This window comes from Gracilibacillus oryzae, from assembly GCF_009498735.1.
Taxonomy (GTDB): domain Bacteria; phylum Bacillota; class Bacilli; order Bacillales; family Amphibacillaceae; genus Gracilibacillus; species Gracilibacillus oryzae.
This window is the reverse complement of sequence record NZ_ML762424.1, coordinates 59930-85717: the sequence shown is the minus strand read 5'-3', so window position 1 is coordinate 85717 and position 25788 is coordinate 59930. Positions and strand designations below refer to the sequence as shown.

The 25788-nt window shown below is 39.1% G+C and carries 27 protein-coding genes and 2 pseudogenes; 24 read left to right on the top strand and 5 right to left on the bottom strand.

From position 1 onward, the window contains the following. From narH to F9U64_RS00415, 6 genes and pseudogenes are all read left to right on the top strand, one after another. Positions 1 to 436 (top strand): annotated as a pseudogene (gene narH / locus F9U64_RS22725) (nitrate reductase subunit beta); the annotation flags it as partial. 14 nt (positions 437 to 450) lie between these two features. Further along, complete coding sequence (gene narJ, locus F9U64_RS00435) at positions 451 to 1080, top strand: nitrate reductase molybdenum cofactor assembly chaperone (RefSeq protein ID WP_153400809.1); 630 nt, start codon at positions 451 to 453, stop codon at positions 1078 to 1080. A 14-nt stretch (positions 1081 to 1094) separates the two neighbouring features. Continuing rightward, positions 1095 to 1775 carry a respiratory nitrate reductase subunit gamma gene (narI, locus tag F9U64_RS00430; RefSeq protein WP_153400808.1) on the top strand — a complete coding sequence of 227 codons (681 nt, stop codon included), beginning with the start codon at positions 1095 to 1097 and terminating at the stop codon, positions 1773 to 1775. A 177-nt stretch (positions 1776 to 1952) separates the two neighbouring features. Then, positions 1953 to 3320 carry a tetratricopeptide repeat protein gene (locus F9U64_RS00425; RefSeq protein ID WP_153400807.1) on the top strand — a complete coding sequence of 456 codons (1368 nt, stop codon included), beginning with the start codon at positions 1953 to 1955 and terminating at the stop codon, positions 3318 to 3320. A gap of 48 nt (positions 3321 to 3368) precedes the next feature. Then, a complete protein-coding gene (locus F9U64_RS00420) occupies positions 3369 to 3542 on the top strand; it encodes a YozQ family protein (protein WP_228275533.1) in 174 nt (57 codons plus the stop codon). Between the two features lie 265 nt (positions 3543 to 3807). Next, positions 3808 to 4377 carry a biotin transporter BioY gene (locus F9U64_RS00415; RefSeq protein ID WP_153400806.1) on the top strand — a complete coding sequence of 190 codons (570 nt, stop codon included), beginning with the start codon at positions 3808 to 3810 and terminating at the stop codon, positions 4375 to 4377. A 208-nt stretch (positions 4378 to 4585) separates the two neighbouring features. Here F9U64_RS00415 and F9U64_RS00410 read toward each other — a convergent pair whose 3' ends face one another. Further along, positions 4586 to 5449 carry an AraC family transcriptional regulator gene (locus tag F9U64_RS00410; protein WP_153400805.1) on the bottom strand — a complete coding sequence of 288 codons (864 nt, stop codon included), beginning with the start codon at positions 5447 to 5449 and terminating at the stop codon, positions 4586 to 4588. A 124-nt stretch (positions 5450 to 5573) separates the two neighbouring features. Between F9U64_RS00410 and F9U64_RS00405 the strand changes: the two genes are divergently transcribed. Beyond that, on the top strand, positions 5574 to 7850 hold the full coding sequence (locus F9U64_RS00405; protein WP_407647251.1) for a beta-L-arabinofuranosidase domain-containing protein: 2277 nt from the start codon (positions 5574 to 5576) through the stop codon (positions 7848 to 7850). 52 nt (positions 7851 to 7902) lie between these two features. On the opposite strand, the gene F9U64_RS00400 is transcribed toward F9U64_RS00405, so the two are convergent. The 4 genes from F9U64_RS00400 to F9U64_RS00385 form a co-directional block, all read right to left on the bottom strand. Next, complete coding sequence (locus tag F9U64_RS00400; RefSeq protein WP_153400803.1) at positions 7903 to 8052, bottom strand: YjcZ family sporulation protein; 150 nt, start codon at positions 8050 to 8052, stop codon at positions 7903 to 7905. 347 nt (positions 8053 to 8399) lie between these two features. Continuing rightward, on the bottom strand, positions 8400 to 9200 hold the full coding sequence (locus F9U64_RS00395) for an HAD family hydrolase (protein WP_153400802.1): 801 nt from the start codon (positions 9198 to 9200) through the stop codon (positions 8400 to 8402). A gap of 15 nt (positions 9201 to 9215) precedes the next feature. Next, positions 9216 to 10163, bottom strand: coding sequence for a lipoyl synthase (gene lipA, locus F9U64_RS00390; RefSeq protein ID WP_153400801.1), 948 nt, complete (start codon positions 10161 to 10163; stop codon positions 9216 to 9218). A 12-nt stretch (positions 10164 to 10175) separates the two neighbouring features. After that, positions 10176 to 10994: a lipoate--protein ligase family protein gene (locus F9U64_RS00385; RefSeq protein WP_153400800.1), complete on the bottom strand. Its 819-nt coding sequence runs from the start codon at positions 10992 to 10994 to the stop codon at positions 10176 to 10178. Between the two features lie 284 nt (positions 10995 to 11278). Between F9U64_RS00385 and F9U64_RS00380 the strand changes: the two genes are divergently transcribed. From F9U64_RS00380 to F9U64_RS00300, 17 genes and pseudogenes are all read left to right on the top strand, one after another. Further along, complete coding sequence (locus F9U64_RS00380) at positions 11279 to 12190, top strand: AEC family transporter (RefSeq protein ID WP_153400799.1); 912 nt, start codon at positions 11279 to 11281, stop codon at positions 12188 to 12190. 21 nt (positions 12191 to 12211) lie between these two features. Continuing rightward, positions 12212 to 12958, top strand: a complete 747-nt coding sequence (locus F9U64_RS00375) for a sulfite exporter TauE/SafE family protein (protein WP_153400798.1) — start codon at positions 12212 to 12214, stop codon at positions 12956 to 12958. An 89-nt stretch (positions 12959 to 13047) separates the two neighbouring features. After that, positions 13048 to 14332 (top strand): annotated as a pseudogene (locus F9U64_RS00370) (O-acetylhomoserine aminocarboxypropyltransferase/cysteine synthase family protein); the annotation flags it as partial. A 258-nt stretch (positions 14333 to 14590) separates the two neighbouring features. Then, positions 14591 to 15703 carry a sugar ABC transporter substrate-binding protein gene (locus tag F9U64_RS00365; RefSeq protein ID WP_153400796.1) on the top strand — a complete coding sequence of 371 codons (1113 nt, stop codon included), beginning with the start codon at positions 14591 to 14593 and terminating at the stop codon, positions 15701 to 15703. A 101-nt stretch (positions 15704 to 15804) separates the two neighbouring features. Further along, positions 15805 to 17313: a sugar ABC transporter ATP-binding protein gene (locus F9U64_RS00360; RefSeq protein ID WP_153400795.1), complete on the top strand. Its 1509-nt coding sequence runs from the start codon at positions 15805 to 15807 to the stop codon at positions 17311 to 17313. Next, positions 17310 to 18320, top strand: a complete 1011-nt coding sequence (locus F9U64_RS00355; protein WP_153400794.1) for an ABC transporter permease — start codon at positions 17310 to 17312, stop codon at positions 18318 to 18320. The genes F9U64_RS00360 and F9U64_RS00355 overlap by 4 nt, the downstream gene beginning before the upstream one ends. Before the next feature lie 13 nt (positions 18321 to 18333). Then, the gene (gene mtnK, locus F9U64_RS00350; protein ID WP_153400793.1) at positions 18334 to 19551 is read left to right on the top strand and encodes an S-methyl-5-thioribose kinase; all 1218 of its coding nucleotides are present in this window, start codon (positions 18334 to 18336) and stop codon (positions 19549 to 19551) included. Between the two features lie 12 nt (positions 19552 to 19563). Further along, a complete protein-coding gene (gene mtnA, locus F9U64_RS00345; RefSeq protein WP_153400792.1) occupies positions 19564 to 20628 on the top strand; it encodes an S-methyl-5-thioribose-1-phosphate isomerase in 1065 nt (354 codons plus the stop codon). 22 nt (positions 20629 to 20650) lie between these two features. Then, complete coding sequence (locus F9U64_RS00340; RefSeq protein WP_153400791.1) at positions 20651 to 21448, top strand: class II aldolase/adducin family protein; 798 nt, start codon at positions 20651 to 20653, stop codon at positions 21446 to 21448. Next, positions 21449 to 22969: an aldehyde dehydrogenase family protein gene (locus F9U64_RS00335; protein ID WP_153400790.1), complete on the top strand. Its 1521-nt coding sequence runs from the start codon at positions 21449 to 21451 to the stop codon at positions 22967 to 22969. 10 nt (positions 22970 to 22979) lie between these two features. Further along, positions 22980 to 23300 carry a BMC domain-containing protein gene (locus F9U64_RS00330; RefSeq protein WP_153400789.1) on the top strand — a complete coding sequence of 107 codons (321 nt, stop codon included), beginning with the start codon at positions 22980 to 22982 and terminating at the stop codon, positions 23298 to 23300. A gap of 22 nt (positions 23301 to 23322) precedes the next feature. Then, complete coding sequence (locus F9U64_RS00325; RefSeq protein ID WP_153400788.1) at positions 23323 to 23610, top strand: BMC domain-containing protein; 288 nt, start codon at positions 23323 to 23325, stop codon at positions 23608 to 23610. Continuing rightward, entirely contained in the window at positions 23607 to 23987 is a 381-nt protein-coding gene (locus tag F9U64_RS00320; protein ID WP_153400787.1) for a BMC domain-containing protein, read from the top strand. The genes F9U64_RS00325 and F9U64_RS00320 overlap by 4 nt, the downstream gene beginning before the upstream one ends. Beyond that, the gene (locus F9U64_RS00315; protein ID WP_153400786.1) at positions 23980 to 24252 is read left to right on the top strand and encodes a BMC domain-containing protein; all 273 of its coding nucleotides are present in this window, start codon (positions 23980 to 23982) and stop codon (positions 24250 to 24252) included. Before F9U64_RS00320 ends, F9U64_RS00315 begins: the two co-directional genes overlap by 8 nt. Positions 24253 to 24538: 286 nt before the next feature. Next, entirely contained in the window at positions 24539 to 24814 is a 276-nt protein-coding gene (locus F9U64_RS00310) for a BMC domain-containing protein (protein WP_153400785.1), read from the top strand. Positions 24815 to 24827: 13 nt separating this feature from the next. Beyond that, positions 24828 to 25493, top strand: coding sequence for a phosphate propanoyltransferase (pduL, locus tag F9U64_RS00305; protein WP_194287233.1), 666 nt, complete (start codon positions 24828 to 24830; stop codon positions 25491 to 25493). Positions 25494 to 25521: 28 nt separating this feature from the next. After that, the gene (locus tag F9U64_RS00300; RefSeq protein ID WP_153400784.1) at positions 25522 to 25776 is read left to right on the top strand and encodes a EutN/CcmL family microcompartment protein; all 255 of its coding nucleotides are present in this window, start codon (positions 25522 to 25524) and stop codon (positions 25774 to 25776) included. Positions 25777 to 25788: the final 12 nt, after the last annotated feature.

The window sequence follows — 25788 nt, the reverse complement described above, 5'->3', positions numbered from 1 at the left end:
AATGCCAATGGTTTGGTATATTCCGCCATTAAGTCCTGTGATGAATATGATTGAAGGAAAAGGAAGCACTGCAGATGTTGACGATATTTTCCCTGCGATTGATGATATGCGGATTCCAATTGAGTATCTTGCCAACCTGTTAACAGCAGGTAATCAGGATCATATCCGAACTGTACTGAAGAAAATGGCGGTAATGAGAAGCTTTATGCGTGCGGAAACAACAGGCAAAACGTTTGATGATGAAATTATTCTTGATCTTGGACTTGATCGAGAAGAAATTCGCAAAATGTACCGTTTATTAGCAATTGCCAAATATGATGATCGTTTTGTTATACCGAAAAGCCACCGTGAAGAAGTACGTGACTTATATGATGACCAAGGAGCATGTGGTCTTGACTTTGCTGGCGGACCAGGCAGCTGTGGTGTTTTATCTTAAGGAGGCAGAAGCACATGAAGCAGGAATTTATCGCACCAACCTACCAACTGATCAGTTTCTTGCTCCGTTATCCGACAGATGAGCACATGCTGGCAATGGAGGAAATCGAAGCATTTATACACGAAATCGAGACAGGGTCTGTTAGCAGATCGCTGACAGACTTCCTCCACTCCATCACTGATTGGAACAAAGAGCAATGGGTGGAACATTATATTGAAGTATTTGATTTTGGCAAAACTTCTAATTTATATATGACATATTTAAAACTTGGTGAACAGAAAGAGCGTGGCCTCGAATTACTGCGTTTAAAGAATTATTATCAAACAGCAGGATTTGAAGTAACAGATAAAGAGCTCCCCGATTACTTACCAGTCATGTTAGAGTTTTGTTCCCAAGTAAGTAAAGAAATCCGCTGTGATTTATTAGAAAAATATACATTGGCTATTGTGGAAACAAAAGAAAAACTTGCTGAATTTAACAGCCACTATGCTAAGGTGTTGGAAGCATTGCTTGGTGTGATGAAAGAAGAAGGCATGCAAGTAGAAGAAGTCGGAAAGATGTACCAGGAACAGCCATTGTCATTAGAAGATGCACGGATCATGCAAACGATGAGAGACCAGCTGATTCGCAATCAGTTAGGCTAGAAAGGAAGATAGGTATGAATAACTCAATAGATTGGCTCTTATGGGGAATTATTCCATACATTGTTTTAACGATTTTTATCGGCGGCCATATTTACAGGTACCAAAAAGATCAATTTGGCTGGTCCTCCAAGTCCAGTGAATTTTTAGAGAAAAAGTATCTTCGTATCGGATCGATAATGTTTCATTTCGGAATATTTATGGTATTAGGCGGCCACTTTCTCGGAATCCTTGTACCTGTAAGTGTGTATAATTCACTTGGTGTTACGGAACATCAATACCATGTAATGGCACTGGTTTTCGGGATACCAGCAGGGATAGTTGCTGTGATCGGTTTAGCTATTTTGTGCTATCGCAGATTATCTGTCAAACGGATTATGAAAACAACATCAAAAGGTGACTGGGCTGTCCTGTTTTTCTTAATGGTTGTCATCATATCAGGCCTTTCCGCTACTTTTTTAAATGTTGATTCCCATGGATTTGATTATCGGACAACAATAGCGCCATGGTTTCGCGGACTGTTCGTTTTCAATGTTCAGCCAGAATTAATGGCTGAAGTCCCGGTCTGGTTTAAGATCCATTTGATTGCGAATTATGCCTTTGCATCGATTTGGCCGTTTACCAGAATGGTTCACGTTTTCAGTTTTCCTGTAAGATACTTATCAAGAAGCTTCGTGATTTATAAAGCGAGACTTTGATCAGTGGGGGGATTTTATATCCCCCACTGATCATTAGCGAAACTTATCAGGATGCTTAGCGTCTGTTATTCCCCTCTTACCATATTAGTGTTACTCGAGACTTGAAGGGGGGATTACAGACGGTTAGCGCTGTGACAAACGCCAAGTGAAAAAACAAGCATAAGGTGGTGATTTTGAATGAAGACTTCCGCAATTATTAACTTAGAAAATCAGGTGAAAGACGAGAGCTTAAGCGGTGTAGATCGTTTGTACCTTCATGATAAAATTGCTCGGTTTTATATGGAAGAAGATAATTATGCATTAGCATCCCACCACTTCCAGCAGGCAACAAAAAACCGCTATACTAATACAGAATCAGAAAAAGTCTGGCTGGAGGCGCATTCGGCTTTTGCCAAATTAGCGGAACAGTTTAAACAGTATAACCAGGCACGAATGACTTTGGCTAAAGTGTTGCAATACCTGGAGAAAAATAATAAGCCGATAGAAGCAATAGCAAGTGTCTGCCAGCGTATAGGGTGGCTCTTCTTCAGAGAAGGGGAATATCATCAGGCACATACTCAATTAGAACAGGCGCAGAAACTTTTCCTGGAAGTGCTAGATGGGAAAGATCCACGAGTGTTGCGGGTAAATGATCAGCTGGCAGATGTTTATATCGGGTTAGAGCAGCCAGAGTTGGCGATTCGTCTACATGAAAAACATTTTGAAACAAATAGTCAGTTCTTGAAAGAGGAAGAAAAAGCCTTACTTTTAATAAAAATCGGTGAATTATCTTTTCATACAGATTTGAAAAAGGCACGCAAAACGATTATAGAAGGCATGGAACGTGTGAAGGAGGAAAATCCGCTATTTATTAGAGGATCAATGCTCCTGGCAGAAATTGAAGAAACACTTGGGGCATTTCCGCGAGCGATAAAATATTATAAAGACGCCTTATGTGTAGTGGAAGAGCCTTTTCTAGTTGTATTTCTTCATGCAAAACTCGGCACACTTTATTTGAAGACAGCACAAAAAGAAGAGGCACAATCTTTCTTGGAAAAAGGTCTTCCATTATCTGCTGACTATCCAAAGATAAGGATGCAATTCCTTTACGCTTTAGGAAAAATTTATTCAGACCAAAAGAATTATGAGCTGGCCTTTGAAATGTATACAAGCTTCCTGCAAGGGTTGGATGCAGAAGGAAAGACAAGGACATTGGCATATGCGAACACTTTACAGGCAATTGCTTATAATTATCTGGTTCAAGAAGATATTAATAATGCATTAGTCAGATATAGTGAAGCTTTAAACATATATAATAAGTTGGGTTCTAATTGCCGCGAAGAAAAAGGATTAGCTGCTATTCGTTTAGCCTACTGCTACCGTGAGATGGGGGATTTATCCAAAGCAGAAGTCTATTATAAACAAGGTACAGCGGTTGTGGAAAAAGTAAAAGATAAAGGATTAAAAGAAGAAGCATTAATGGCAATCATTGATTTTTACCGGATGACAAATCAATCAGGCAAAAGCAGTGTGTATGAAAATAAATTAATCAAACTATCGTCATAACGCATAATTGGCTATATTTTTCACAACCTATATCCAGAGGTGGTTATTGTGAAAAATAATAAAATAAATAAAAAAAGCAACCAAATTGCAGAACGTAATTATACTACAGAAGATTACACGAAAGATGATGAACTGAGCCAGGCTTTATCCCAAACACATGAGCAAGCATCAGATGCCTATATGCAGCACGGTACGCGCAATGAAGAAAGAACTTCCAGATAAAATGGGAGTTCTTTTTTTATGAAGGTGCAAATCGGAGTAGCCGTTTCAATGCCAAACAGTGGTGGGGAAAATCCAATTTTACATTGAGCAATTGTTAGCAAAATATAGGAACAGCTATCCCTTCACTACCGGCCGGCATCATTACTAACACTAAAAGATAATAGTCAGAAAATATATTGCAACTATTCCGTTTTTATGTTAACTTATAAAACATATAAGTTAACGTTAACTAAAATTAATTAAAAGTATACAAAGAGGTGTGCTAATGCAATCAAACAATTTAAGAGGAATTATTTTATCTAGTATTTTTGCAGCGATCACAGCAATTCTCGCACAGGTGCAATTCGATGTATCTATTGTGCCTTTTAGTGGGCAAACATTGGCAGTCGGCTTAACAGCAACCATTATAGGGAGCAGACTGGGAAGTCTTTCCATGATCTGTTACATGCTGCTTGGTGCAATTGGATTGCCTGTATTTTCTGGATTTTCCGGCGGTCCGCAGATTATTGCCGGCCCAACTGGAGGGTTTATTATCGGATTTATTTTTACAGCATTTGTTACTGGATGGATTTTGGAGAAGACAAAATTTACTATTCCAGTCGCGATTTTTGCGAATATTATCGGCATGATTATCACCTTAACCTTTGGAGTAGTTCAGTTAAAATATATTGCAGATATGTCATGGAATGCTGCCATGGCTACAGGGGTATATCCTTTTATCATTGTCGGAATAATGAAAGCTGTCTTAGCAAGCTGGATCGGGATTATCGTCCGCAGAAGACTAGAGAAAGCCAGATTATTATCGATAACGAGTGAAGAAAGAAAAATAGCGTAACGAGGAAGAATCTATCGGCTCCTCACAACAAATAATCTCCTTCTCTGCTGCAGGAGATTTGTTCTTAATCTTCAAATGAGAAGAAGGAGTTCTCATTAGAGTAATGTCGGAAAATAAAGACAGGAATAAATAATCCGAATGTTTGCGAATAAACATTCGGATTATACTTTGCACAATATCCATTTGTCCAAACCTCTTCTATTTAATCTCATCTCCGGTAAATCCGTTCCAGATAAGTAGTTGGAGCAACTCCGGTTACTTTCTTGAAAACTCTGCTAAAATAAAAAGGGTTGGAAAAAGCTAATCTGTCACTAACTTCCGAAACATTGTAATTCTCATTTTTAAACAACTGAATGGCGTGTTCAATTAATATTTCATTTTGATATTGAGTGATGCTTTTACCTGTATGTTTTTTAAAAAGGGAAGATAAATAGGAATAGTTCATCCCTAATTCCTGTTCAATCTGATTGCTTGTCAACTTTTTTTCTTTATTCTTATGAAATAAGTCAATCATCTTTGTGACAATCCGATTGGTAGTTGAATAGGAATCTGTTCTTTTTTCCATATAAAGTTTCAGAAATAGTTCATATATCTCCATGCTTGCATTAATCGGACGCAAAGGATGGGGTGATTCAAATATCTCCATTATCTGTTCCAGTTTCGATTCTATATAAGTGATCTGGTCTGTGACCCCGCTTTTTGGCAAGGGGAGGGTTGTATCATATAGCTTACTGGGAATAATGGATGTCTGGCGATAGGTAGAAAATGTTTTTTGTTTATTATCAATGTCTTTACTGTAAAAATGAATATAGAACCATGCGGAGCCCTGTTCGTAAAATTCTTCTCCCCAATGATGCTTGTTTTTGCAAAGAAAAAGATAGGAACCTTTCGTTAAGTCATAAGATATTCCTTCTTCAATTACCTTTAATCTGCCGCTGACCACATAAATAAATACATGTAAATCTGACATAACCCGATCTGGATGGAGAAATACTCCTTTATCATCTCGGACATAGCCAACCTCATGAATTAATGGTAAAGAATTAGTTGCTATTTCGATTTGATGTTCCACAATAATTCCCCCTTGTTACTATCATACTTATAAATCCAAAAAAAAGATAGGTATTCCGATAAAATGAAATGTACTTTTTCTATTATAACCTTCATACTAAAATAAAGCACTTACAATGGAGGTATTGTCATTTGAAAAAATAATATTAAAAGAAGGTTTATTTAAACAATCCCAGGAAAAAGGGAAAGAATATTTACTATACTTAGATGTTGATAGATTAATAGCGCCATGCTATGAAGCGGTAAATCAGCCAGCAAAAAATGAAAGATATGGCGGCTGGGAAAAAACGCCGATTGCAGGACATTCCATTGGTCACTGGCTCTCTGCTGCTGCCCAGATGTATGCTGTCACCCATGATCCGCAGCTTAAAGAAAAATTAGACTATGCGCTGACAGAATTAGAGCGCGTCCAATCATTTGATGAGGATGGTTATCTGAGCGGCTTTTCACGCGCAGGCTTTGATCAGGTTTTTACAGGTGAATTTGAAGTCGAGCATTTCAGTCTTGCTGGTTATTGGGTTCCCTGGTATTCGATTCATAAAATATATGCAGGTTTAATAGATATTTATCAATTATTAGGCGACGAAAGGGCACTGCAAATTGTAACTAAGATGGCAGACTGGGCTTACAATGGCTTGAAAAACCTGACTCATGAACAATTTCAGAAAATGTTAACATGTGAGCACGGTGGAATGAATGAGTCGTTTGCTGATCTATACAATATTACGAAAGATGAGAGATATCTAGAACTTGCCGAGAAATTTTATCACGAGCATGTACTGGAACCACTTGCTATAGAAAAAGACGACTTGGAAGGCAAGCATGCCAATACACAAATCCCGAAAATAATTGGTGTAGCAAAATTATATAATATTACCGGAAAAGAAAAATATAAAGCAATCGCCACATTTTTCTGGGACCAAGTTGTTCAGTATCGCACATATGCGATTGGCGGAAACAGCATTCGGGAACACTTTGGACCGGAGAATGCGGAAGAGCTTGGTGTATTAACAACAGAGACATGTAATACGTACAATATGCTGAAATTGACAGAATTACTGTTTGGCTGGTCTCATGAGGGTAAATTTTATGATTTTTATGAAAAAGCATTATACAACCATATCTTGGCATCGCAGGATCCTGAATCAGGAATGAAGACATATTTTGTTTCTTCAGAGCCAGGTCATTTTAAGGTGTATAATTCAAAAGATCATTCGTTCTGGTGTTGTACTGGAACAGGGATGGAAAACCCTGCAAGATATAATCGCGGCATTATTTCCAAACAAGATCATACGGTCTATGTGAATTTATTTATTTCTGCTAATTATGAAACAGACAATATCAACATCAGCCAGCAAACAGACTTCCCGCAAGTAGATGAGACAGAATTATCGCTGGAGAAAATAACTCCGGAAACAAAGATTGCGATTCGAAAACCATACTGGTTAGCTGAAGAAATAGTAATTGAACATAATGGCAAGAAAATTCACTATACTGAAGAAAGTGGTTATCTTTTTATTGAAGAAAACTGGCAAAATGGTGATCAATTAAAGATGAAGACACCAATGAACTTACACAAATATATTGCAAAAGATGATCCGAAAAAACAGGTGATTATGTATGGTCCTGTCGTTCTTGCTGGTGCATTAGGCCGGGAAAATTACCCTGAAACAGACATATTAGAGGATCATCAGGCATTAAATAATTATCCGTTAATTGAGGTGCCTGCACTTGTTACAAATAAAGATAAGTTAGATCAGTGGATTCATGTGAAGGATAAAGAAAAACTGATTTTTGAAACGGATGCTGTCGGACAGCCAGGTGATCAAAAGCTCACACTGAAGCCATTCTATGATATTCACCATGAAAGATATACAATTTACTGGAATATCATGAATGAAGAAAGCTTCCAGAATTTTGTTGACGAGGAAAAAGCATTGCGTGACCGCATTCAGAAGGTAACAGTTGATGTTGTTACACCACATGAGCAGCAGCCGGAAGTTGATCATCAGATGGAATCAGATAATTCTTCCTCTGGTTATTTGAATGTTGTTCATAGTGGTTATCGGGATGCAAAAGATGGCGGATTCTTCAGTTATGAAATGAATGTAGATCCATCAAGAGAAATGTTTGTACTAGTTACTTATTTTGGCGGGGATATGCCGATGCATACTGATGGGAAATGGATGCAGCGAGAATTCTCCATTCTGGTTGATGAAGAGAAGATTGGTGAACAAACGCTTGATAACAATAAGCCAGGTCAACTATTTACTGTCAGCTATCCAATCCCAGGTCAATTAACAGAAGGGAAAGATAAAGTACGGGTAAAATTCCAGGCAGACAAGGATAAGATTGCCGGAGGAGTATATGAAGTACGGATCCTGAATGAACGTAATATATAGTGGATAACAAATTGCAGCGCCCGATTACTCGGGCGCTGCAATGTTAACTAAATTAGCTGTAGAATGAAGCACCTACAATGATCAATAAGATAAATAGTACAACGATCAAAGCAAATCCGCTTCCGTAACCGCCACCATAACCGTAGCCGCCACCGTATCCACTGCCGTATCCTCCACATGGATTACATCCGTAGTAACTCACAAATATCAACCTCCTTCATTGTTTTCACTAATTAATGTATGTCAATTCGTCTAATCGGTTAGGGTAAATGTCTATATTTATGAAAAATGGGCGGTTAACAATTGTGGGGAAAAAGAGTGTAAGATATTATGACAAGAGAAGAGGCAACGGATTATTCGTTTGCTATAGTATGGATAACACCTAGTTGTTACATGTAAGTTAAAAAATACTTAGTCCACTTTTTTCAGCTTATATGTATGATGCTAGTTGCTCCCCAATCCATTTAAGGTGTGCTTTCACTGCAGGCAAAGTAAAAACCAGGCTGGTAACCCAACCTGATTTATACTTTGCTCTTTTTTTGTTTATGGTTAATCATCATCTTTAATTATTCCCAGTGTCTTCAATCCATTATAGATCCCGGATTCTTCAACAGAACTAGTCTGATACCTGGAATGTTTCAGTAATTCCGGATGGCAGTTTCCCATGGCAAAACTGTTGCCGACATATGCAAGCATTTGTTTATCATTCATACCATCACCAAATGCTATTGCTTCATCTGGTGAAATATTCAGTTCTATCAGGATTTTTTCAACTGCAATTCCTTTATTGACATTCTCCCTGATAACATCATAGCAATGCTCCATCCCTTTTACATTAACTTGGGATAAGTAAATCTCATCTCCATCCAGGTTGTATAATGCCGGCTCTTTTGGTTTTACATTCATAATGGTAATACCAAGAATATCATTGGCAAATTCTTCGGAATAGAGCTGGACATCCCCTAAGTGAAAATAGTCAATAAACTGCTTGACAACTTCCTTATCTAAAGATGTTAACAAATTCAATTTATTTGTATATAAGATCAATTCATGATTGTTTTCTTTTGCAACCTTTAAGTAATGTTCAATCATTTCAGCAGGCATTGTTTCATTAACCAGCACCTGATCTTGATAAAGGGCGTAAGCACCATTGTAACCGATAAAGGATGTAATATTTAGCGCTTCTGCGATATCACTAATCTCATGTAAGGGTCTTCCTGTTGCCAGAAATACTTCTATTCCCTGAGATTGTGCTTGTTTTACTGCAATTTTAGTAGAATCTTCAATGGAATGGTCTTCCCGCAAAATGGTACCATCAATATCTAAAAACAATGCTTTAGACTCTGCCATTGATATGCTCCTTTATTAAAATGTAAGGTTTGTCAGCTTTTCTCCGCTTGTTTCCTCATAGCCTTTCACATAATTCAAGCGGCGTTGTGCTGTTGATTTGTTTACTTGCTCATCCGCATGATAAGACGAACGAACAAGTGGCCCGGCTTCACAATGTTTGAATCCTTTTGAAAATGCGATCTCTTTTAATTCTTTGAATTCATCTGGATGATAATAACGTTCCACCTTCAAATGCTTTTTCGTTGGCTGCAGGTATTGACCGATTGTCATAATATCTACATTGTTTGCTCGAAGGTCATCCATTGCTTCAATAATTTCTTCTTTTGTTTCACCTAAACCAACCATAATGCTTGACTTAGTCGGAGTATTAGGAGCAATTTCTTTTACACGGCGTAATAATTCCAATGAACGATCATACATCGCAATAGCACGGACTTTTTTGGTTAACCGTCTTACTGTTTCAATATTGTGGTTAAAAATGTCTGGCTGACCGTCCATTAATGTATGTAAGCTTTCATAATCACCTTTCATATCAGAAGGCAATATTTCAATCGAACAGCCTGGTACTCTTTCGCGAATTTGACGTACTGTTTCCGCGAATACAGCTGCACCGCCATCTTTTAAGTCATCACGGGCAACAGCTGTTACCACAACGTGTTTCAGACCCATGATCTCTACAGATTCAGCAACACGTGCCGGTTCGCCCCAGTCTAATTCATTCGGCAGACCGGTTTTTACTGCACAGAAACGACAGCCTCTTGTACAAGTGTCCCCTAAAATCATAAATGTCGCTGTCTGGCGCTCACTCCAGCATTCGTGGATATTCGGGCATTTCGCTTCTTCACAGACAGTGTTTAGTCTTTTATCACGCATTAAGTGTTTTAATTTGTTATAAGATTTGTTTGTGTTAATTTTAATTTTCAGCCATTCTGGTTTACGTAAGTGTTCTTCTTTATTTGCCATCAACATCGTCTCCTATCTAGATAAGTTCCAGGAATCATCCATATACTTTGTTTTCATCAGTTCGTCAATTTCTTTTAATTGGGACTCTGAAAAATCATATGCAACGAAATCAATATTTAATCCTTTTGCAAAACCTTGGTGAAATGCCTTTTTGGTATCTTCCATTGTGACTTTTTTGGATAACACATCTTGAATAGCAACAGCCTTATCTTTAAAAGCTTTCTTTGCCCTTTCTTTTACCTTTTCATTTGAATAAAGGAAAAAATCATACAATTTGTCATCATCGATCGTAATCGGAATCGACCCATGCTGCAAAATAACTCCTTTTTGCCTTGTCTGCGCACTGCCTGCTGCTTTTTTGCCATCGATCACTAATTCATACCAGGAAGGTTCTTCAAAGCACACAGCGGATTGCGTTGTTTCCAGTTTTCCTTCAGGGATAGCGAATGAAGCATCAACCCCCAGCAGGTGAAAACCTTCCAGAAGACCTTGAGATATCACCCGATAAGCATCCTTTACCGAATGCGGCATGTCCGGATGATCTTCTGAAACAACCACACTATATGTCAGTTCCTTGTCGTGCAGTACTGCTCTTCCTCCAGTTAACCTTCGAACTAGCGGAATATTCTGCTTTTTTAATGCGTCTAAATCAATCTTATTTGTTGTTTTTTGGAAATACCCGACAGATAATCCTGCAGGCTCCCATTCATAAAAACGGATGACTGGCGGGATCTCTCCCTTGCTGTGCCAATTTAACAGACATTCATCAACCGCCATATTATAAGCAGGATGACATTTGCCTGAGTCGATAAAATACCATGTTTCTCCCATTGATATTAGGCGATGACCGTTATGAAATCATTCGCCCATTCCCCCCCACTGCTAGAAGTATTATGTAAAATTAAAGTTGAAAGAGGAACTGAATTATCACAGTGCTGAACGTCTGCATTAACCACTGCTGATTATAGCAACATTATACCATTTTCAACCATTATCATCGTACAACTTATCAGGTATCCTGTCAAAAATAGAATATTACATTGTGTCTGTATTCTGTTAGTATATACTTATGTGCATTTGGCACCATTTTCAGATAAAAAGAGAAGGAGCAGCATATGAGTGGATTTAATGAACAGTTTTTCATTTCAGTACTTATTATAGCAATCGGTTTTCTGCTGAAAAAGGCGAATATCGTAAAAGAATCAGATGGGGAAGGCGTCGCTCGAATCATCTTTAATATCACATTGCCGAGTCTTATTATTGTTACTTTTAGTGATGTTGAATTTACTTCTTCTTTATTCTACTTAATCGTGATTTCATTTGTTTATGGAATTATGGGTGGATTTATCGCATTATTTATCTTTAGAAAACAATCAAGACATGATCGTGGCATGTTCAGTATGATGGTGCCTGGCTTAAACATTGGCCTGTTTGCTTATCCATTAGTGGAAGGGCTCTTTGGTTTTGAAGGGTTAAAGTATTTTGGCATGTTTGATGTCGGGAATGCGTTTATCGTATTTGGGCTCAGTTATATTATTGCAGGAATTTATTCAGAGAATAACGGTATGTTGGAAACAAGAGGAATTATCTATAAATTGGCTAAATCCATCCCTTTGCAAACTTATATTATTATGTGTTTACTAAGCGTTTTTGATTTTAGTCTCCCTGATTTTGTTGTGGATGTTTCCAGTGTGATATCAATGGCAAATATGCCTTTATCCTTATTATTACTTGGTCTTTATTTGAATTTCTCCTTTGCGAAAGGATATGGCAAATTAATCACATCATTTCTAGTAACAAAGTATGGAATCGGATTAGCACTTGGTTTATTAAGTTATTATTTCCTTCCTGCTGATGAAATGTTTCGTTTTACATTGTTAATTGGCTTTATTTTGCCAACATCGATGTCTGTTTTACCATATTCGATCCTTTTTGGATATAATCAGCGTCTTGTCGGTACGGTATCGAACATGACAATGATGATCAGTTTTATCTTAATCTGGCTGATTGTAAATCTAATAGTGTAATAGCTTGAAAGGTGGAGAAGCATGTTTGATTTAACCTTAATGGAATGGATTGTCGTTATTTTTTCTGCACTGTTATTAGGATTTTCTAAAGCAGGTGTAGCAAGCATGGGAATTCTTGTTGTAACAATCTTTATGATTATCTTCCCTGCAAGAGAATCTGTCGGAATTTTACTTCCATTGTTAATTGCCGGTGACTTATTTGCTGTCACTTATTACCGCAAAAATGTTGTCTGGAAATATCTTTTCTCTTTAATTCCATCTGTTTTGGTTGGTATTATAGCAGGATATGGTATACTGAGTTTTGTTACAAGTGAGCAATTAAAGCCGATGATCGGGATTCTAATCCTTGTTTTGATTGTTCTCCATATCAGCAGGGACCGATTAGGGGAAAGATTTAATCAGCTTTTGCCAGAATCGAAACTGTTTACTTTTACAATGGGCGTATTAGCTGGATTTGCCACAATGATTGGCAATACAGCAGGTGGTGTTATGGCGATTTATTTTCTTGTCAAAGGCCTGCCGAAAAAAGAGTTTGTTGGAACGGGTGCCTGGTTTTTCCTTATGGTTAACGTCATAAAAGTACCATTTTATATTTCATTAGGCATCATTACAGCAGATTCAATTCTGTTTAATTTATGGCTGATACCTGCTGTCCTGGCAGGTGCTGTTATAGGTGTAAGCGTGCTGAAAATCATTCCGCAGCGCTTGTTTCAGATCCTTGTCTTAGCATTTGCGGTAATTGGAGCGATTCGTTTAATTATTGGTTAATAAGTATGTGAAAAATTTCGACAAAATTCTGAAAATTTATGGTATGATATCCTTAGTCAAATAGTCGAACAGTTTTGGAGGTTTCATTTATGAACAATAAACGTTTAGAAACGTTATTATTACATGGCGGGCAGACACCTGATCCGACAACAGGATCGCGTGCTGTACCGATATATCAAACAACTTCATACGTGTTTGAAGATACAAATCATGCAGAGAAATTATTCTCGCTGCAAGAGAATGGAAATATTTACAGTCGATTAATGAATCCGACTTTAGATGTATTTGAAAAAAGAATGGCATTGCTGGAAGGGGGAGCAGCTGCTGTTGCCACCGCTTCTGGTATGGCAGGTATTTCGATGGCGATTATGAATATTGCATCAGCAGGTGATGAAATCGTCGCAGCAACCAATCTTTATGGTGGTACATATAACTTATTTGCGATAACTTTACCTCGCTACGGAATTAAAGTGCATTTTGTTGATCCGACAGACCCAGATAATTTCAGGAAAGCCATTAATCACAAAACAAAGGCACTCTTTGCAGAAACGATTGGTAACCCAAGTCTGCATGTGCTGGATATTCCGGAAGTATCGAAAATTGCCCATGATGCCAACATTCCGTTAATTGTTGACAATACATTTGCGACACCATATGTTTGCCGTCCGATTGAACAAGGTGCAGATATTGTCGTACATTCTGCAACAAAATGGATTGGCGGACATGGTACATCAATCGGCGGTATCGTTGTAGATGGCGGGAATTTTAATTGGAATCAGTCAAAGTTTCCTGGCTTTATTGAACCAGACCGCAGTTATAACGGGATTGTTTATGCAAAAGATTTTGGCGATATTGCATTTGCGACGAAATTGCGTGTGCAGTTATTAAGAGACCTTGGCGCATGTTTAAGTCCTTTCAATGCGTTTCAATTATTACAAGGGCTGGAAACATTGAATTTGCGTGTGGAACGTCATAATCAAAACGCGTTAGATTTAGCCCAAAGACTGGAACGCCATCCTGCAGTAAGCTGGGTAAGCTATCCTGGTCTTGCTTCACACCCATCCCATCAATATGCCAAGAAGCATTTAGAGAATGGATTTGGTTCTGTCGTTGTGTTTGGGATTAAAGGCGGCAGGGAAGCAGGAAGTGCGTTAATTAATAATATGCAGTTATGGTCACATCTGGCGAATGTAGGCGATGCAAAGAGCTTGATTATTCATCCAGGCACAACTACCCATTTGCAATTATCGAAGGAAGAATTGGAAGCAACAGGTGTAACAGAAGACTTGGTGCGATTATCTGTTGGTCTGGAGAATATCGATGATCTTTATGAAGATTTGGATCAATCATTACAAAAGGCAACAGGTATGAGCCAGCAGACTAAAGCATCCAATCAGGCTGAGAACAATACAGAAGACATCGTTCAATTACTAACACAAGAAGTAATCAAACAACTGCAGCAGAAGAGAATCTGATCATTCACCATGATAAAGTACAAGCTTCTATTTCTTATTGGAACATGGGGCAAGTCCCCTTGTTTCTATTAAAGTGAGATCATGGATATACCGTATCGACTACAAACAAAAAATCGATACGTTTATCATAATATAATACTATATAGGGGGAGTTCGTATGAAAGGTTCAAAACTTTTCGCGCTATTATTTGCAGCATTTTTCGTGTTAATACTAGCAGCATGTGGGACTGGCGATGAATCATCATCTGACAGCGGTTCAGAAGAGCCAAGTGATACTGCTGACTTGGAAGGAGTACCAGAAGCATTTCAGGCAGAGGAAGCATTAAAGATCATGGTTGTCCGCAAAATCGGCGGAGATGACCATACTGCCCAATTCCTTGCTGGTGCACAGCAGGAAGCAACTGCATTAGGAATGGAAGTAGATACATTCTCTGCAAACGGAGACACAGAGACATTCTACAACACTATTCAGCAGGCAATTGATCAGCAATATGATGGACTTGTTATCTCACACGGTGATGATGCAAGAACAGTTGAAATGGTTCAGCAGGCAAGAGATGCAGGGATCGAGGTTGTGACATTTGACTCTGAACCAAAATTAAAAGATGTGGAAGGTGTTACATTAACTTCACAAAACGATGAAGCACTGGCACAGCTCGTACTTGATAAATTAGTGGAAGAACAAGGCCCAGAGGCGAAAATCGGATATTTATGGGTTGATGGATTTCCACCAATGGTAAGAAGAAATAATGTGTATACTAGCGTGTTAGAAGAAAATCCGGGTATTGAAGAAGTAAAACGTTTTGGAGATGCAACAGATCCGCAAATGAAAACACAAAACGCTGTTTCCGCATGGTTAACAGAATTGCCTGAAGGGGAACTTGATGCAATCTTTGCTACATGGGATGCTTTTGCGACAGGAGCAACACGTGCGTTAATCGAAGCTGGACGTGAAGAAGTTGCAATTTACGGTATTGATGTCTCAAATGCTGATCTTCAATTAATGCAGCAAGAAGGAAGTCCATGGAAATATACAGCGGCTGTAGATCCGAAATTAATCGGTGCTGTCAATGTTAGATTACTAGCAAAGAAACTAGCAGGTGAAGAAACACCACAAGAATACTCTTTAGAACCTTCTTTAATTTCACAGGAAGAATTAAATGCTTCCGGCGAGGAAGTGAACATGGAAACATTAAGCGAAGTTATCGAAGGCTGGGGGCAGTCTGATGCCTTCCTTGAAGACTGGATGGTTACATTAAAGGAAAATTAATCGAAAAAGCAAACATGATAGAAAGCAATGGTCCGGCCATTTGCTTTCTATCTTTTACATATGCCTTGCTAAACGAATTGAGAGCAAAGTAGGTGAAAATGATGTCAATTGCATTGCAAATGAAAGATATAACAATAGATTTCCCTGGTGTGCGTGCACTGGATCAGGCAACTTTTCAAATTGATTCAGGGGATGTTCACGCATTGATTGGGGCAAATGGTGCAGGAAAATCAACGTTGATGAAAGTATTATCAGGAGCGTATACCCATTATTCAGGAACAATCGTAATAGATGGAAAACAAGTAGAGATACGCTCACCAAAAGATGCGAAAGCCCACGGTATTCAGATTGTTTATCAGGAAGTTGATACGGCATTAATTCCATATCTAACGGTAGGAGAGAATATTATGCTGAATCATCTCGTCAGTGATATGGGAAAAAGCCAGTGGGTAAATTATCAAAAAATTCATCAGGAAGCGAGCAGAGTGTTAGAGGATCTGCGTATTAACGTTTCCTCAAAGCAATTAGTCAGTTCATTAACATTAGCAGAGAAACAAATGGTGTTAATTGCACGAGCTATTTCAAGTAAGTGTCGTTTCTTGATTTTAGACGAACCAACAGCTCCTTTAAGTACAGCAGAGACAGATCAGTTATTTCGAATTGTAAGAAAGTTACAGGAAGAGCATGTTGCCGTTATATTTATATCCCACCGCCTGCAGGAGCTTTTTGAAATATGTAATTATATTACCGTCATGCGAAATGGCAGGTTTATTAGTGAGGATACGATTCAATCAGTTACAGTGAATGAGATTGTGGAAAAAATGCTTGGTAAGAAAATGGATGAACAATTTCCTGTAATCGAAAAAACGACAGGTGAGTCTATCTTAGAAGTAAACAGATTAAGAGATGCAGATAAAGTTAATGATGTCAGCTTCCATGTGCGAAGCGGGGAAGTAATTGGACTTGCTGGATTAGTTGGTGCAGGAAAAACTGAGATTTGCAAAGCACTTTTTGGGGCTTCAGAGAAAGTAGAAGGATCGATTACGTTACATGGCAAAAGAATCAAACCAAAGATACCAGCACATGCTGCAAAAGCAGGACTGGCATTTGTACCTGAAGAAAGACGGAAAGAAGGAATATTAGTGGAAGAAGATGTCGTCACTAATATGACTTCCGCTAATTTAAAAGACTTTACCAGATTTTTCTCTTTCCTGAATTTTTCCAAAGAGAGAAAGGTTACTAGTCAGATGGTGGAAAGGCTCGGGGTTAAGACACCAACGATTGAGACAAAGCTGCAAAACCTGTCTGGCGGTAACCAGCAAAAGGTAGCTATTGGCAAATGGCTTGTGACAGATGCAGATGTTTATATTTTTGATGAACCAACAAAAGGAGTGGATGTTGGCTCCAAAAAAGATATTTTCACATTGATTCTCGAACTTGCCAAGCGAGGCAAAGCTATCATCTATGCATCTAGTGAACTGGCAGAAATAAAAGGAATTACGGACAGAGCCTATATCATTTTTGATGGAAAAGTAGTTAAAGAAGTAAATACAAAAGATGTGACAGAGGAAGATTTATTATTTTATTCGACAGGGGGAAGGGACGAATGAGTTCAAATTCCAGTGAAGCGAATCTGTCTTCTCCAAAAGAAAAGAAGAGTGGATTTGATTTCTTTCAGTTTTTATATAAATATGGCACGATCATTACGATTGTCGTATTGATTATCGTATTTTCGGTGGCAAATCCGTCATTTTTAAGTGTTAATAATCTGATTAATATCTTAAGATCTATCAGTATTGTTACCATTATTGCAATTGGACTTACGATTTCATTGTCTGTTAACGGATTTGATTTATCAATTGGTTCTGTTGCTTCATTAGCGAATGCTGTTGTTATCTCCATGTTCGTCTGGCATTCTCAATCAACGGTTGTTGCTATAGCTGTTGCATTGCTATGTGCACTCCTGGTCGGACTTTTAAATGCATTTCTTATTGTAAAAGTACGAATACCTGATATGCTGTTAACATTAGCAACAATGTTTGTTATCCAGGGTGTTGCCTTAACGTACACAAGAAGTGCAACCATTTCCGAAAATATGATCATGCCTGACGGGTCTTATTCCACAGGAACTATTTCTGAAATTTTCGGAAAAATTGGACAAGTACCATTCATCATTATCATAATGTTTGCTATTGTTATACTTGTACATATTTTTTTAACATATACGAAGCACGGCCGTTATATGTATGTGATTGGCGGCAATCAGGAAGCAGCAAGGTTATCAGGTATTCCTGTTAATAAATATAAGATTCTGGCATATCTGTTATCAGCATTATTCGCAGCAATTGGCGGGATCGTCTTAGCATCAAGGGTAATGACAGCAGAAATTAATGCTGGCGGCAACTATTTAATGGATGCAGTAGCTGCGGCATTTATCGGCTTATCTGTGCTTGGGGCTGGTAAACCGAATGCTTTTGGAACATTTGTTGGGGCTGTATTAATTGGTATTTTGGCAAATGGATTAGTCATGATGTCTGTGCCATATTATGCAATGGACATTGTCAAAGGTACAGTGTTTGCTTTAGCACTTGCACTAACATATTACAAAATGAAATAGGAGAGGGTTTAGTATGACAGACTTTTCTACTAAATATTTTACAATGAATGAAGAGCAGGCGATCGAATATGCCAAAGAAAAGCTTGGCTACTTTAAACAAGATGCAGAGTTAACATGCAAGGAAATTGGCGATGGAAACTTAAATTATGTTTTTCATCTTGTTGATCAGAAAAACGGAGATTCCATTATTCTGAAGCAGGCAGGACCTATTGCCCGTATTTCGGATGAATTTAAACTTTCACCAGACCGCAATCGAATTGAAAGTGATATTCTGAAAATTCAATATGATTTTGTACCAGCACACACACCGAAAACTTATCAGTATGATCCAATTATGAATTGCTTCGCCATGGAGGATCTGTCTGATTATGAAATTATGCGTGCAGCCTTAATTAAGCATGAAATTTTCCCTGAATTTGCAGACCATATTACAACATTTATGGCAAAAACATTATTATTAACTTCCGATATTGTTATGAATCATAAAGAAAAGAAAGAACTGGTGAAAAGCTTCATCAATCCTGAGCTTTGTGAAATCAGTGAAGATCTTGTTTATACAGAACCATTTTATGACTGTGAGCGTAACGAAGTGTTCCCGGCGACACGCCCATTTGTTGAGAAAGAAATCTGGGCAGATGATACTTTACGTCTGGAAACAGCAAAATTAAAATTTGAGTTTTTAACAAATGCCCAGTCCTTGATTCATGGTGATTTGCATACAGGATCTGTATTTATTAAACAGGGAGAAACAAAAGTGATTGACCCAGAGTTCGCTTTTTACGGGCCTGCAGGATATGATATAGGTAATATTGTGGCAAATTTAATTTTTGCTTTCGCCAATGGACAAGCGACAATGACAGATGAGTCAAAAAGAAATGAATTCACTTCCTATATACTAACAACGATAGAAGATGTGATCGACTTATTTAAACAGAAATTCGGTAAACTGTGGCAGGAAGCAGATAAAGAGCTTGTCGCAACATATGACGGCTTTTATGACTACTATTTAAATAGTATTTTGAAAGATACAGCTGCAGTTGCAGGGTTAGAATTATCGCGCCGGATTATCGGTCTGGCAAAAGTTGCCGACATTACTTCAATTGAAGACGAGAAGGCTCGTCAACAAGCAGAAGAAAACTGTTTAACAATTGCCAAACAATTTATCATAAACAGAGATCAGTACCTTAATGGTGCAGATTTTGTCAATCAAGTAAAGAAAGTGTTTCAATAAGGAGGATACACCATGTCAGAACATATTACCGTTATCGAGTCAGTCAAACTGGATGACGCAAAAGATCAAATTATTTTACTTGATCAAACCCAGCTGCCTAATAAAAAAGTTTTCCTCGAATTGAAAACTGTTGAGGATGTATGGGATGCGATCTATCACTTAAAAGTGCGTGGAGCGCCTGCGATCGGAATTGCTGCGGCATATGGAATTTATTTAGTGACGAAAAACAGTGACGCCAGCAGTTACGAGGAGTTCGCTCAGACTTTTTCCAAAATGAAGGAGAAGTTAGCATCTTCAAGGCCGACAGCTGTAAATTTATTCTGGGCGCTTGATCGGATGGAAGCAAGACTCGAGAGAGAGAAAGGTCAATCCATTGATCAGATCAAGCAAGCGTTAAAAGAAGAAGCTGATCTGATTAAGAAAGAAGATGAAGAGGTTTGTGAGGCGATCGGTCAATATGCATTAGAGTTATTAGAGCCAGGTATGGGCTTATTAACACACTGTAATGCCGGAACCATCGCGACAGCAAAGTATGGAACTGCACTTGCCCCGATTTACCTGGGACAGGAAAAAGGCTATGATTTTAAGGTATTTGCAGATGAAACGAGACCACTATTGCAAGGTGCCCGCTTAACGGCATGGGAATTAGACCAGGCAGGGGTTGATGTGACTCTTATTTGCGATAATATGGCATCAATTGTCATGAAGCAAGGGAAGGTGCAGGCAGTGCTAGTCGGTTGTGACCGTGTGGCAGCAAACGGTGATGCCGCAAACAAAATCGGTACATCAGGTGTGGCAATCCTGGCAAAACATTATGGTATTCCTTTCTATGTTTGTGCACCAATGTCCACAATTGACTTAAAATCAAAAACTGGGGAAGATATCGAAATTGAGCTTCGTCCAGAAGAAGAGATTAAGACAAAATGGTATAGTGAACCTATGGCGCCAGAAGCTGTGAAAACATATAATCCTGCTTTCGATGTGACAGATAGTTCGTTAATTACAGCAATCATCACAGAAAAAGGCATTGTCTATCCAGACTATGAAGAAAATCTGGCGAAGATCTTCGCAGAGTAAGGACTAAAGGAGGTGCAAGCTAATGTACCAGAAAAAATATTATAGCGATTTTGAAGCAAAGAAATTAATTTGCGATATCGGTAAGCGGGTCTATCAGAAGAATTTCGTTGCAGCAAATGATGGGAATATTTCGGTAAGAGTAGGACCAGATACGATCTGGACAACGCCAACAGGTGTAAGCAAAGGTTTTATGACGCCGGATATGATGGTGAAGATGAATTTAGACGGTAAAGTATTGGCAGGTAATCGAAAGCCGTCTTCAGAAGTGAAGATGCATTTGCGTGTCTATCAGGAAAGTGAAGAAACGAATGCGGTTGTACATGCCCACCCGCCTGTTGCCACATCTTATGCAATTGCCGGAATCAACCTGGAAAAACCTGTTTCACCTGAAGCGGTCGTTTTGCTGGGAAGAATCCCCGTTGCACCATATGCAACACCAGGGACAGAAGAAGTGCCTGATTCTATTACACCATTAATTAAAGACCATCATGCGGTCTTGCTGGCAAATCATGGGGCATTAACATGGGGAAGAGATCTGATTGAAGCATATTACCGCATGGAATCATTGGAGCATTACGCATTAATGTTAACCTATTCGACCAATATATTGAATAAAGCAAATGAACTGAATTGTAATCAGATTTCTGATTTAATTGATATCAGAAATAATATGGGAATAAAAACAGGCGGAGTTCCACCATGTGATCTTCCACAGCAGCAAGTACAGCAAGAACCGGATAAAGAGGCAGTTATTCAGGAAATCGTCGAAAAAGTAACCAAGCGTGTGATTGAACAACTGCAGAAAGGAGGAGCACTGTAGATGCAACTTAATGAAAAAGATATTCAAACAATAGTAGATTCGGTATTGAAAAATGTGGAGGCAGCTATTGAAAACCGTCAGCCGGCAAGCCATTCACCACAACCAGTGAAGATGAAACAATTGTCTCCTCAATCTGTGTCTTATCGTCAAACAAGTAGTTCTAATCAGGATGGTGTTTTTGAAAATGTTGATGATGCAATTGAAGCAGCATCCTTGGCACAAAAGGAATGGCACCAGGATTATAAACTGGAGGACCGGAACAGCATTATTGAAGCGATCCGTAAAGCAGTTTTAGAGAAAGTCGATTATTTTGCGAAAGCAACACTAGAGGAAACAAAACTTGGCAACTACAATGATAAAGTAGCCAAACTGAGCCTGACGGTTGAAAAAACACCAGGGACAGAAATTTTACAGACAGAAACATTTACAGGAGATGATGGCTTAACATTTGTTGAGCAAACTCCTTTCGGGGTGATTGGAGCAGTGACCCCTGTCACAAACCCTGTAGATACGATTGTGAATAATGGAATTGGAATGATTGCAGCAGGAAATTCAGTTGTCTTCAATGTCCATCCATCAGCAAAACGTATTTCAACAGAGATGGTACAACTGTTAAATCAAACGATCGTCAAGGCGGGAGGACCTGCTAATCTGATCACAATGGTAAAAGAACCAACAATCGAATCTGTCCAGGAAATTGCCAATAACAAGCATGTAAAACTGCTTGTTGGAACAGGCGGACCTGGGATGGTTAAGAGCTTGCTCAAATCAGGGAAAAAAGCGGTTGGAGCAGGTGCAGGAAATCCCCCGGTAATCGTTGATGAAACGGCAGATTTAAAACAAGCAGCAAAGGATATTATGGAAGGGGCATCTTTTGATAATAATTTGCTTTGTATTGCAGAGAAAGAAGTGTTTGTTTTAGATCAGGTTGCTGATGATCTCATTTTTGAACTATTAGCAGAAGGTGCTTATATGCTGGATCATCGCCAAGTGGAACAGGCAATGCAGCTTACGCTGAAAGAGAATAAAGAAGGCGTGCCTGGCGGGTGTTCCTATATGGCAAGAGATTACCTTGTTTCAAAGAACTGGGTAGGAAAAGATGCTTCCCTGATTCTGGAAAACATTGGTGTGCAGAATGTGCAGACAAAACTGTTATTATGTGAAGTAGATGCAAACCATCCTTATGTTCAATTGGAGCAGCTTATGCCAATCTTGCCGATTGTTCGTGTCCAGTCGATTGATGAAGCAATTGAAAAAGCTGTGGATGCTGAGCATGGCAACAGACATACTGCTGTGATGCATTCCAATCATATCGGCAATGTGACCAGATTTGCCCGCGCGATTGGTACAACGATTTTTGTTAATAATGGTTCTTCGTTGTCTGGTGTTGGTTTCAGAGGAGAAGGCTTTACAACAATGACAATTGCAGGACCAACAGGTGAAGGTGTCACTTCAGCAAGAACATATACTAGACAACGCAGAACTGTAATCGCTAGTGGCGGTTTTAATATAAAAGGGTAGGTGAACCGGAATGGCGAAAGCAGTCGGACTATTGGAAGTGCTTGGTTACAGTGTGGCACTTGCAGCAATGAACCAGGCCTGTAAAGCGGCAGATGTGCATATTGAAGCAATGGATTGCAATAATCCAGCATCAGGTGACAATGCCAGTATCCCTGTTGTCATTCAGGTCAAATTTACTGGGAATGTTTCTGATGTGAGGATTGCATTGGATGTAGCCAGAGCGGAAGCATGTAAGTACATTGCTGATGAAGAAGTTGTGACAAGGTTAATCAGCCACCAGGCACCAGGTTTAGAGAAGTTATTATCGATCGGTAAAGTAAAGTTACCATAATGACAGGCAAGGGGAATAAACGATGAATCAATCGTTAGGAATAGTAGAAGTAGAAGGCTTAGTAACAGCGACAACGACGATTGATGCAATGTGCAAGCACGCATTTGTTGAGGTTGTTCATTTAGAAAAGACGGGATCAGGCTGGATCACCATTATGATACAGGGCGATTTAGCATCAGTCCAAGCAGCTTTGGAAGCTGGAGAAGAAGCAGCTTATCGTCATGGACAAGTTGTCGCAGTCAAAAGTATACCAAGACCAGATGAAGGGCTGTATGGCAAGCTGATCCCGAAAGCAGGTGACAATGGATGAAAAAATATGAAGCGATCGGTGTTATTGAAACAAAATATTTTGCTGTAGCGATGGAAATGTTAGATCAAGTCAGCAAAACAGCTGCAGTGGAATTTCTATCAAGCCAGAACCAATTAGGTGGAAAACTTGTATCCATCATCGTTGGCGGTTCCATATCTGACGTTTCATTAGCTGTCGAGACAGCGAAGCGAGTGAATGAAATGAAGCAGGACAGTCCATTGAAAAATGCGGTGATGATTACAAATCCGCATGAAGAGATCATGCGATTTGTCGTACCAGAAGCTAAGAAAACTGTCAAAAAGCAAATTAAACCACGAGCCAAAACAACCAAAAAAATAGAAGAAAAACCATTAGAGGAGGATAATAACCATGAATGAATCATTAGGTATTATCGAAACAAGAGGACTAACAGCATCAATTGAAGCAGCAGACGCAATGTTAAAAGCAGCAAACGTGGAAGTAGTAGGAAGCGAGAAAATCGGCTCAGGCCTCGTATCTGTCATCATCAAAGGAGACGTAGGCGCAGTCAAAGCCGCAACAGAAGTAGGAGCAGAAGCAGCAGGCCGCGTAGGCGAAGTAGTAGCAGTTCACGTCATCCCAAGACCACATAGTGATGTAAACAAATTATTGAAATTGTCTTAATACCGCTACGGAAATATACTTCGCTTTCCGCGGGGACCGCAGGAGAGTCTTCGTATATTTCCTCCGCTGGTTAGAAGTATAATAGAGAAAGTGCACTATATATGATGGTTGATTGGAGTGGAGGACAGTTGACTCCTGCGGGAAAAGCAACAACTAAAAATCCCGCAGGAAGCGTTCTTTGCTTTCGAGGAAGTTGAAGTGTTGCCCGCGGAAAGCGACTGTCCGCAACGGAAATCAACTTGCTCATTTTATTTAAAATACTTATATTTTCCAAGGAGGAATACCAATGAGTGATTCATTAGGGATTATCGAAACAAGAGGACTTACAGCGGCAATTGAAGCAGCTGATGCAATGTTAAAAGCAGCAAACGTAGAAATAGCAGGAAGCGAAAAAATCGGTTCAGGCCTCGTATCAGTGATCATCAAAGGAGACGTAGGTGCAGTAAAAGCCGCAACAGAAGTAGGAGCAGAAGCAGCAGGCCGCGTAGGTGAAGTAGTAGCAGTACATGTTATCCCAAGACCACATGGCGATATCGCAAAACTTTTACCTGACTTCCAATAAAGGATGATAGTAGATGACAGTCGAAGGAAACGAGACAATTTACCGCGCCATCCGTGATGCTGTCATGGACGAGATAAAAGCACATAACATTGAACTGGTACAGGAAAAGGATCAATTCGTACCAGTCAGTGTTTCTGCAAGACATATACATTTACAACAAGAGCATGCTGATATACTTTTTGGCAAAAATTATACATTTACCAAACACCGTGATATTTCACAGCCGGGGCAGTACTCATGTGTCGAGCAGGTGACGATTATCGGGCCAAAATCAAAGATGGAACGAATTCGTGTTGTCGCACCACTAAGAAAGCAGACACAAATTGAAGTATCCAAAACAGATGCCATTAAATTAGGTGTCAACCCGCCTGTCAGACATTCTGGTGACCTGAAAGGATCTGCAACGATAACGGTAGTCGGGCCGAGAGGGCAATTGGATTTGACGGAAGGCTGTATTATCGCAGATCGTCATATCCACATGTCACCGGCTGATGCTGATAAATTCGGTGTGAACGATCATCAAAAAGTAAAGGTAGAAGTTGACGGGGAAAAAGGCGGACTGATGTATGGTGTTACAATAAGAGTCAGTGATCGTTATGCGTTGGATATGCATATTGATACAGATGATGCGAATGCATTTGGAATTAAGGGTCAGGAATACTTAAAATTGATCAAGTAAACCTTATCCAGTTATGGAGGTTTATTTTATGGTAATTGGAAAAGTTGTAAGCAGAGTAATCTCTACAAGAAAATATGATACATTGCAAGGATATAAGTTATTAGTAATAGAACCTTACAATGGAGAGAATAAAGAATGGTTTGTAGCAGCTGATACGATCGGTGCCGGGGAAGGTGAACTTGTACTAGTCAGCTTTGGCAGTGCAGTTCAGCATGCCTTGCCTCAGAGCGCACCATTAGACGCGATTGTTGTAGGAATCGTTGATCAGGAGCCAAAATTCTAAAAAAACAGATTT

Coding starts and splice junctions, on each gene's coding strand:
- F9U64_RS00360 (WP_153400795.1), top strand. CDS start 15,805: ATGTCAATTGCATTGCAAATGAAAGATATAACAATAGATTTCCCTGGT.
- F9U64_RS00425 (WP_153400807.1), top strand. CDS start 1,953: ATGAAGACTTCCGCAATTATTAACTTAGAAAATCAGGTGAAAGACGAG.
- F9U64_RS00385 (WP_153400800.1), bottom strand. CDS start 10,994: ATGGGAGAAACATGGTATTTTATCGACTCAGGCAAATGTCATCCTGCT.
- narI (WP_153400808.1), top strand. CDS start 1,095: ATGAATAACTCAATAGATTGGCTCTTATGGGGAATTATTCCATACATT.
- F9U64_RS00355 (WP_153400794.1), top strand. CDS start 17,310: ATGAGTTCAAATTCCAGTGAAGCGAATCTGTCTTCTCCAAAAGAAAAG.
- F9U64_RS00325 (WP_153400788.1), top strand. CDS start 23,323: ATGAATCAATCGTTAGGAATAGTAGAAGTAGAAGGCTTAGTAACAGCG.
- narJ (WP_153400809.1), top strand. CDS start 451: ATGAAGCAGGAATTTATCGCACCAACCTACCAACTGATCAGTTTCTTG.
- F9U64_RS00375 (WP_153400798.1), top strand. CDS start 12,212: ATGTTTGATTTAACCTTAATGGAATGGATTGTCGTTATTTTTTCTGCA.
- mtnK (WP_153400793.1), top strand. CDS start 18,334: ATGACAGACTTTTCTACTAAATATTTTACAATGAATGAAGAGCAGGCG.
- F9U64_RS00335 (WP_153400790.1), top strand. CDS start 21,449: ATGCAACTTAATGAAAAAGATATTCAAACAATAGTAGATTCGGTATTG.
- F9U64_RS00320 (WP_153400787.1), top strand. CDS start 23,607: ATGAAAAAATATGAAGCGATCGGTGTTATTGAAACAAAATATTTTGCT.
- F9U64_RS00380 (WP_153400799.1), top strand. CDS start 11,279: ATGAGTGGATTTAATGAACAGTTTTTCATTTCAGTACTTATTATAGCA.
- F9U64_RS00315 (WP_153400786.1), top strand. CDS start 23,980: ATGAATGAATCATTAGGTATTATCGAAACAAGAGGACTAACAGCATCA.
- F9U64_RS00300 (WP_153400784.1), top strand. CDS start 25,522: ATGGTAATTGGAAAAGTTGTAAGCAGAGTAATCTCTACAAGAAAATAT.
- F9U64_RS00415 (WP_153400806.1), top strand. CDS start 3,808: ATGCAATCAAACAATTTAAGAGGAATTATTTTATCTAGTATTTTTGCA.
- pduL (WP_194287233.1), top strand. CDS start 24,828: ATGACAGTCGAAGGAAACGAGACAATTTACCGCGCCATCCGTGATGCT.
- F9U64_RS00340 (WP_153400791.1), top strand. CDS start 20,651: ATGTACCAGAAAAAATATTATAGCGATTTTGAAGCAAAGAAATTAATT.
- F9U64_RS00330 (WP_153400789.1), top strand. CDS start 22,980: ATGGCGAAAGCAGTCGGACTATTGGAAGTGCTTGGTTACAGTGTGGCA.
- lipA (WP_153400801.1), bottom strand. CDS start 10,163: ATGGCAAATAAAGAAGAACACTTACGTAAACCAGAATGGCTGAAAATT.
- F9U64_RS00365 (WP_153400796.1), top strand. CDS start 14,591: ATGAAAGGTTCAAAACTTTTCGCGCTATTATTTGCAGCATTTTTCGTG.
- F9U64_RS00395 (WP_153400802.1), bottom strand. CDS start 9,200: ATGGCAGAGTCTAAAGCATTGTTTTTAGATATTGATGGTACCATTTTG.
- F9U64_RS00310 (WP_153400785.1), top strand. CDS start 24,539: ATGAGTGATTCATTAGGGATTATCGAAACAAGAGGACTTACAGCGGCA.
- mtnA (WP_153400792.1), top strand. CDS start 19,564: ATGTCAGAACATATTACCGTTATCGAGTCAGTCAAACTGGATGACGCA.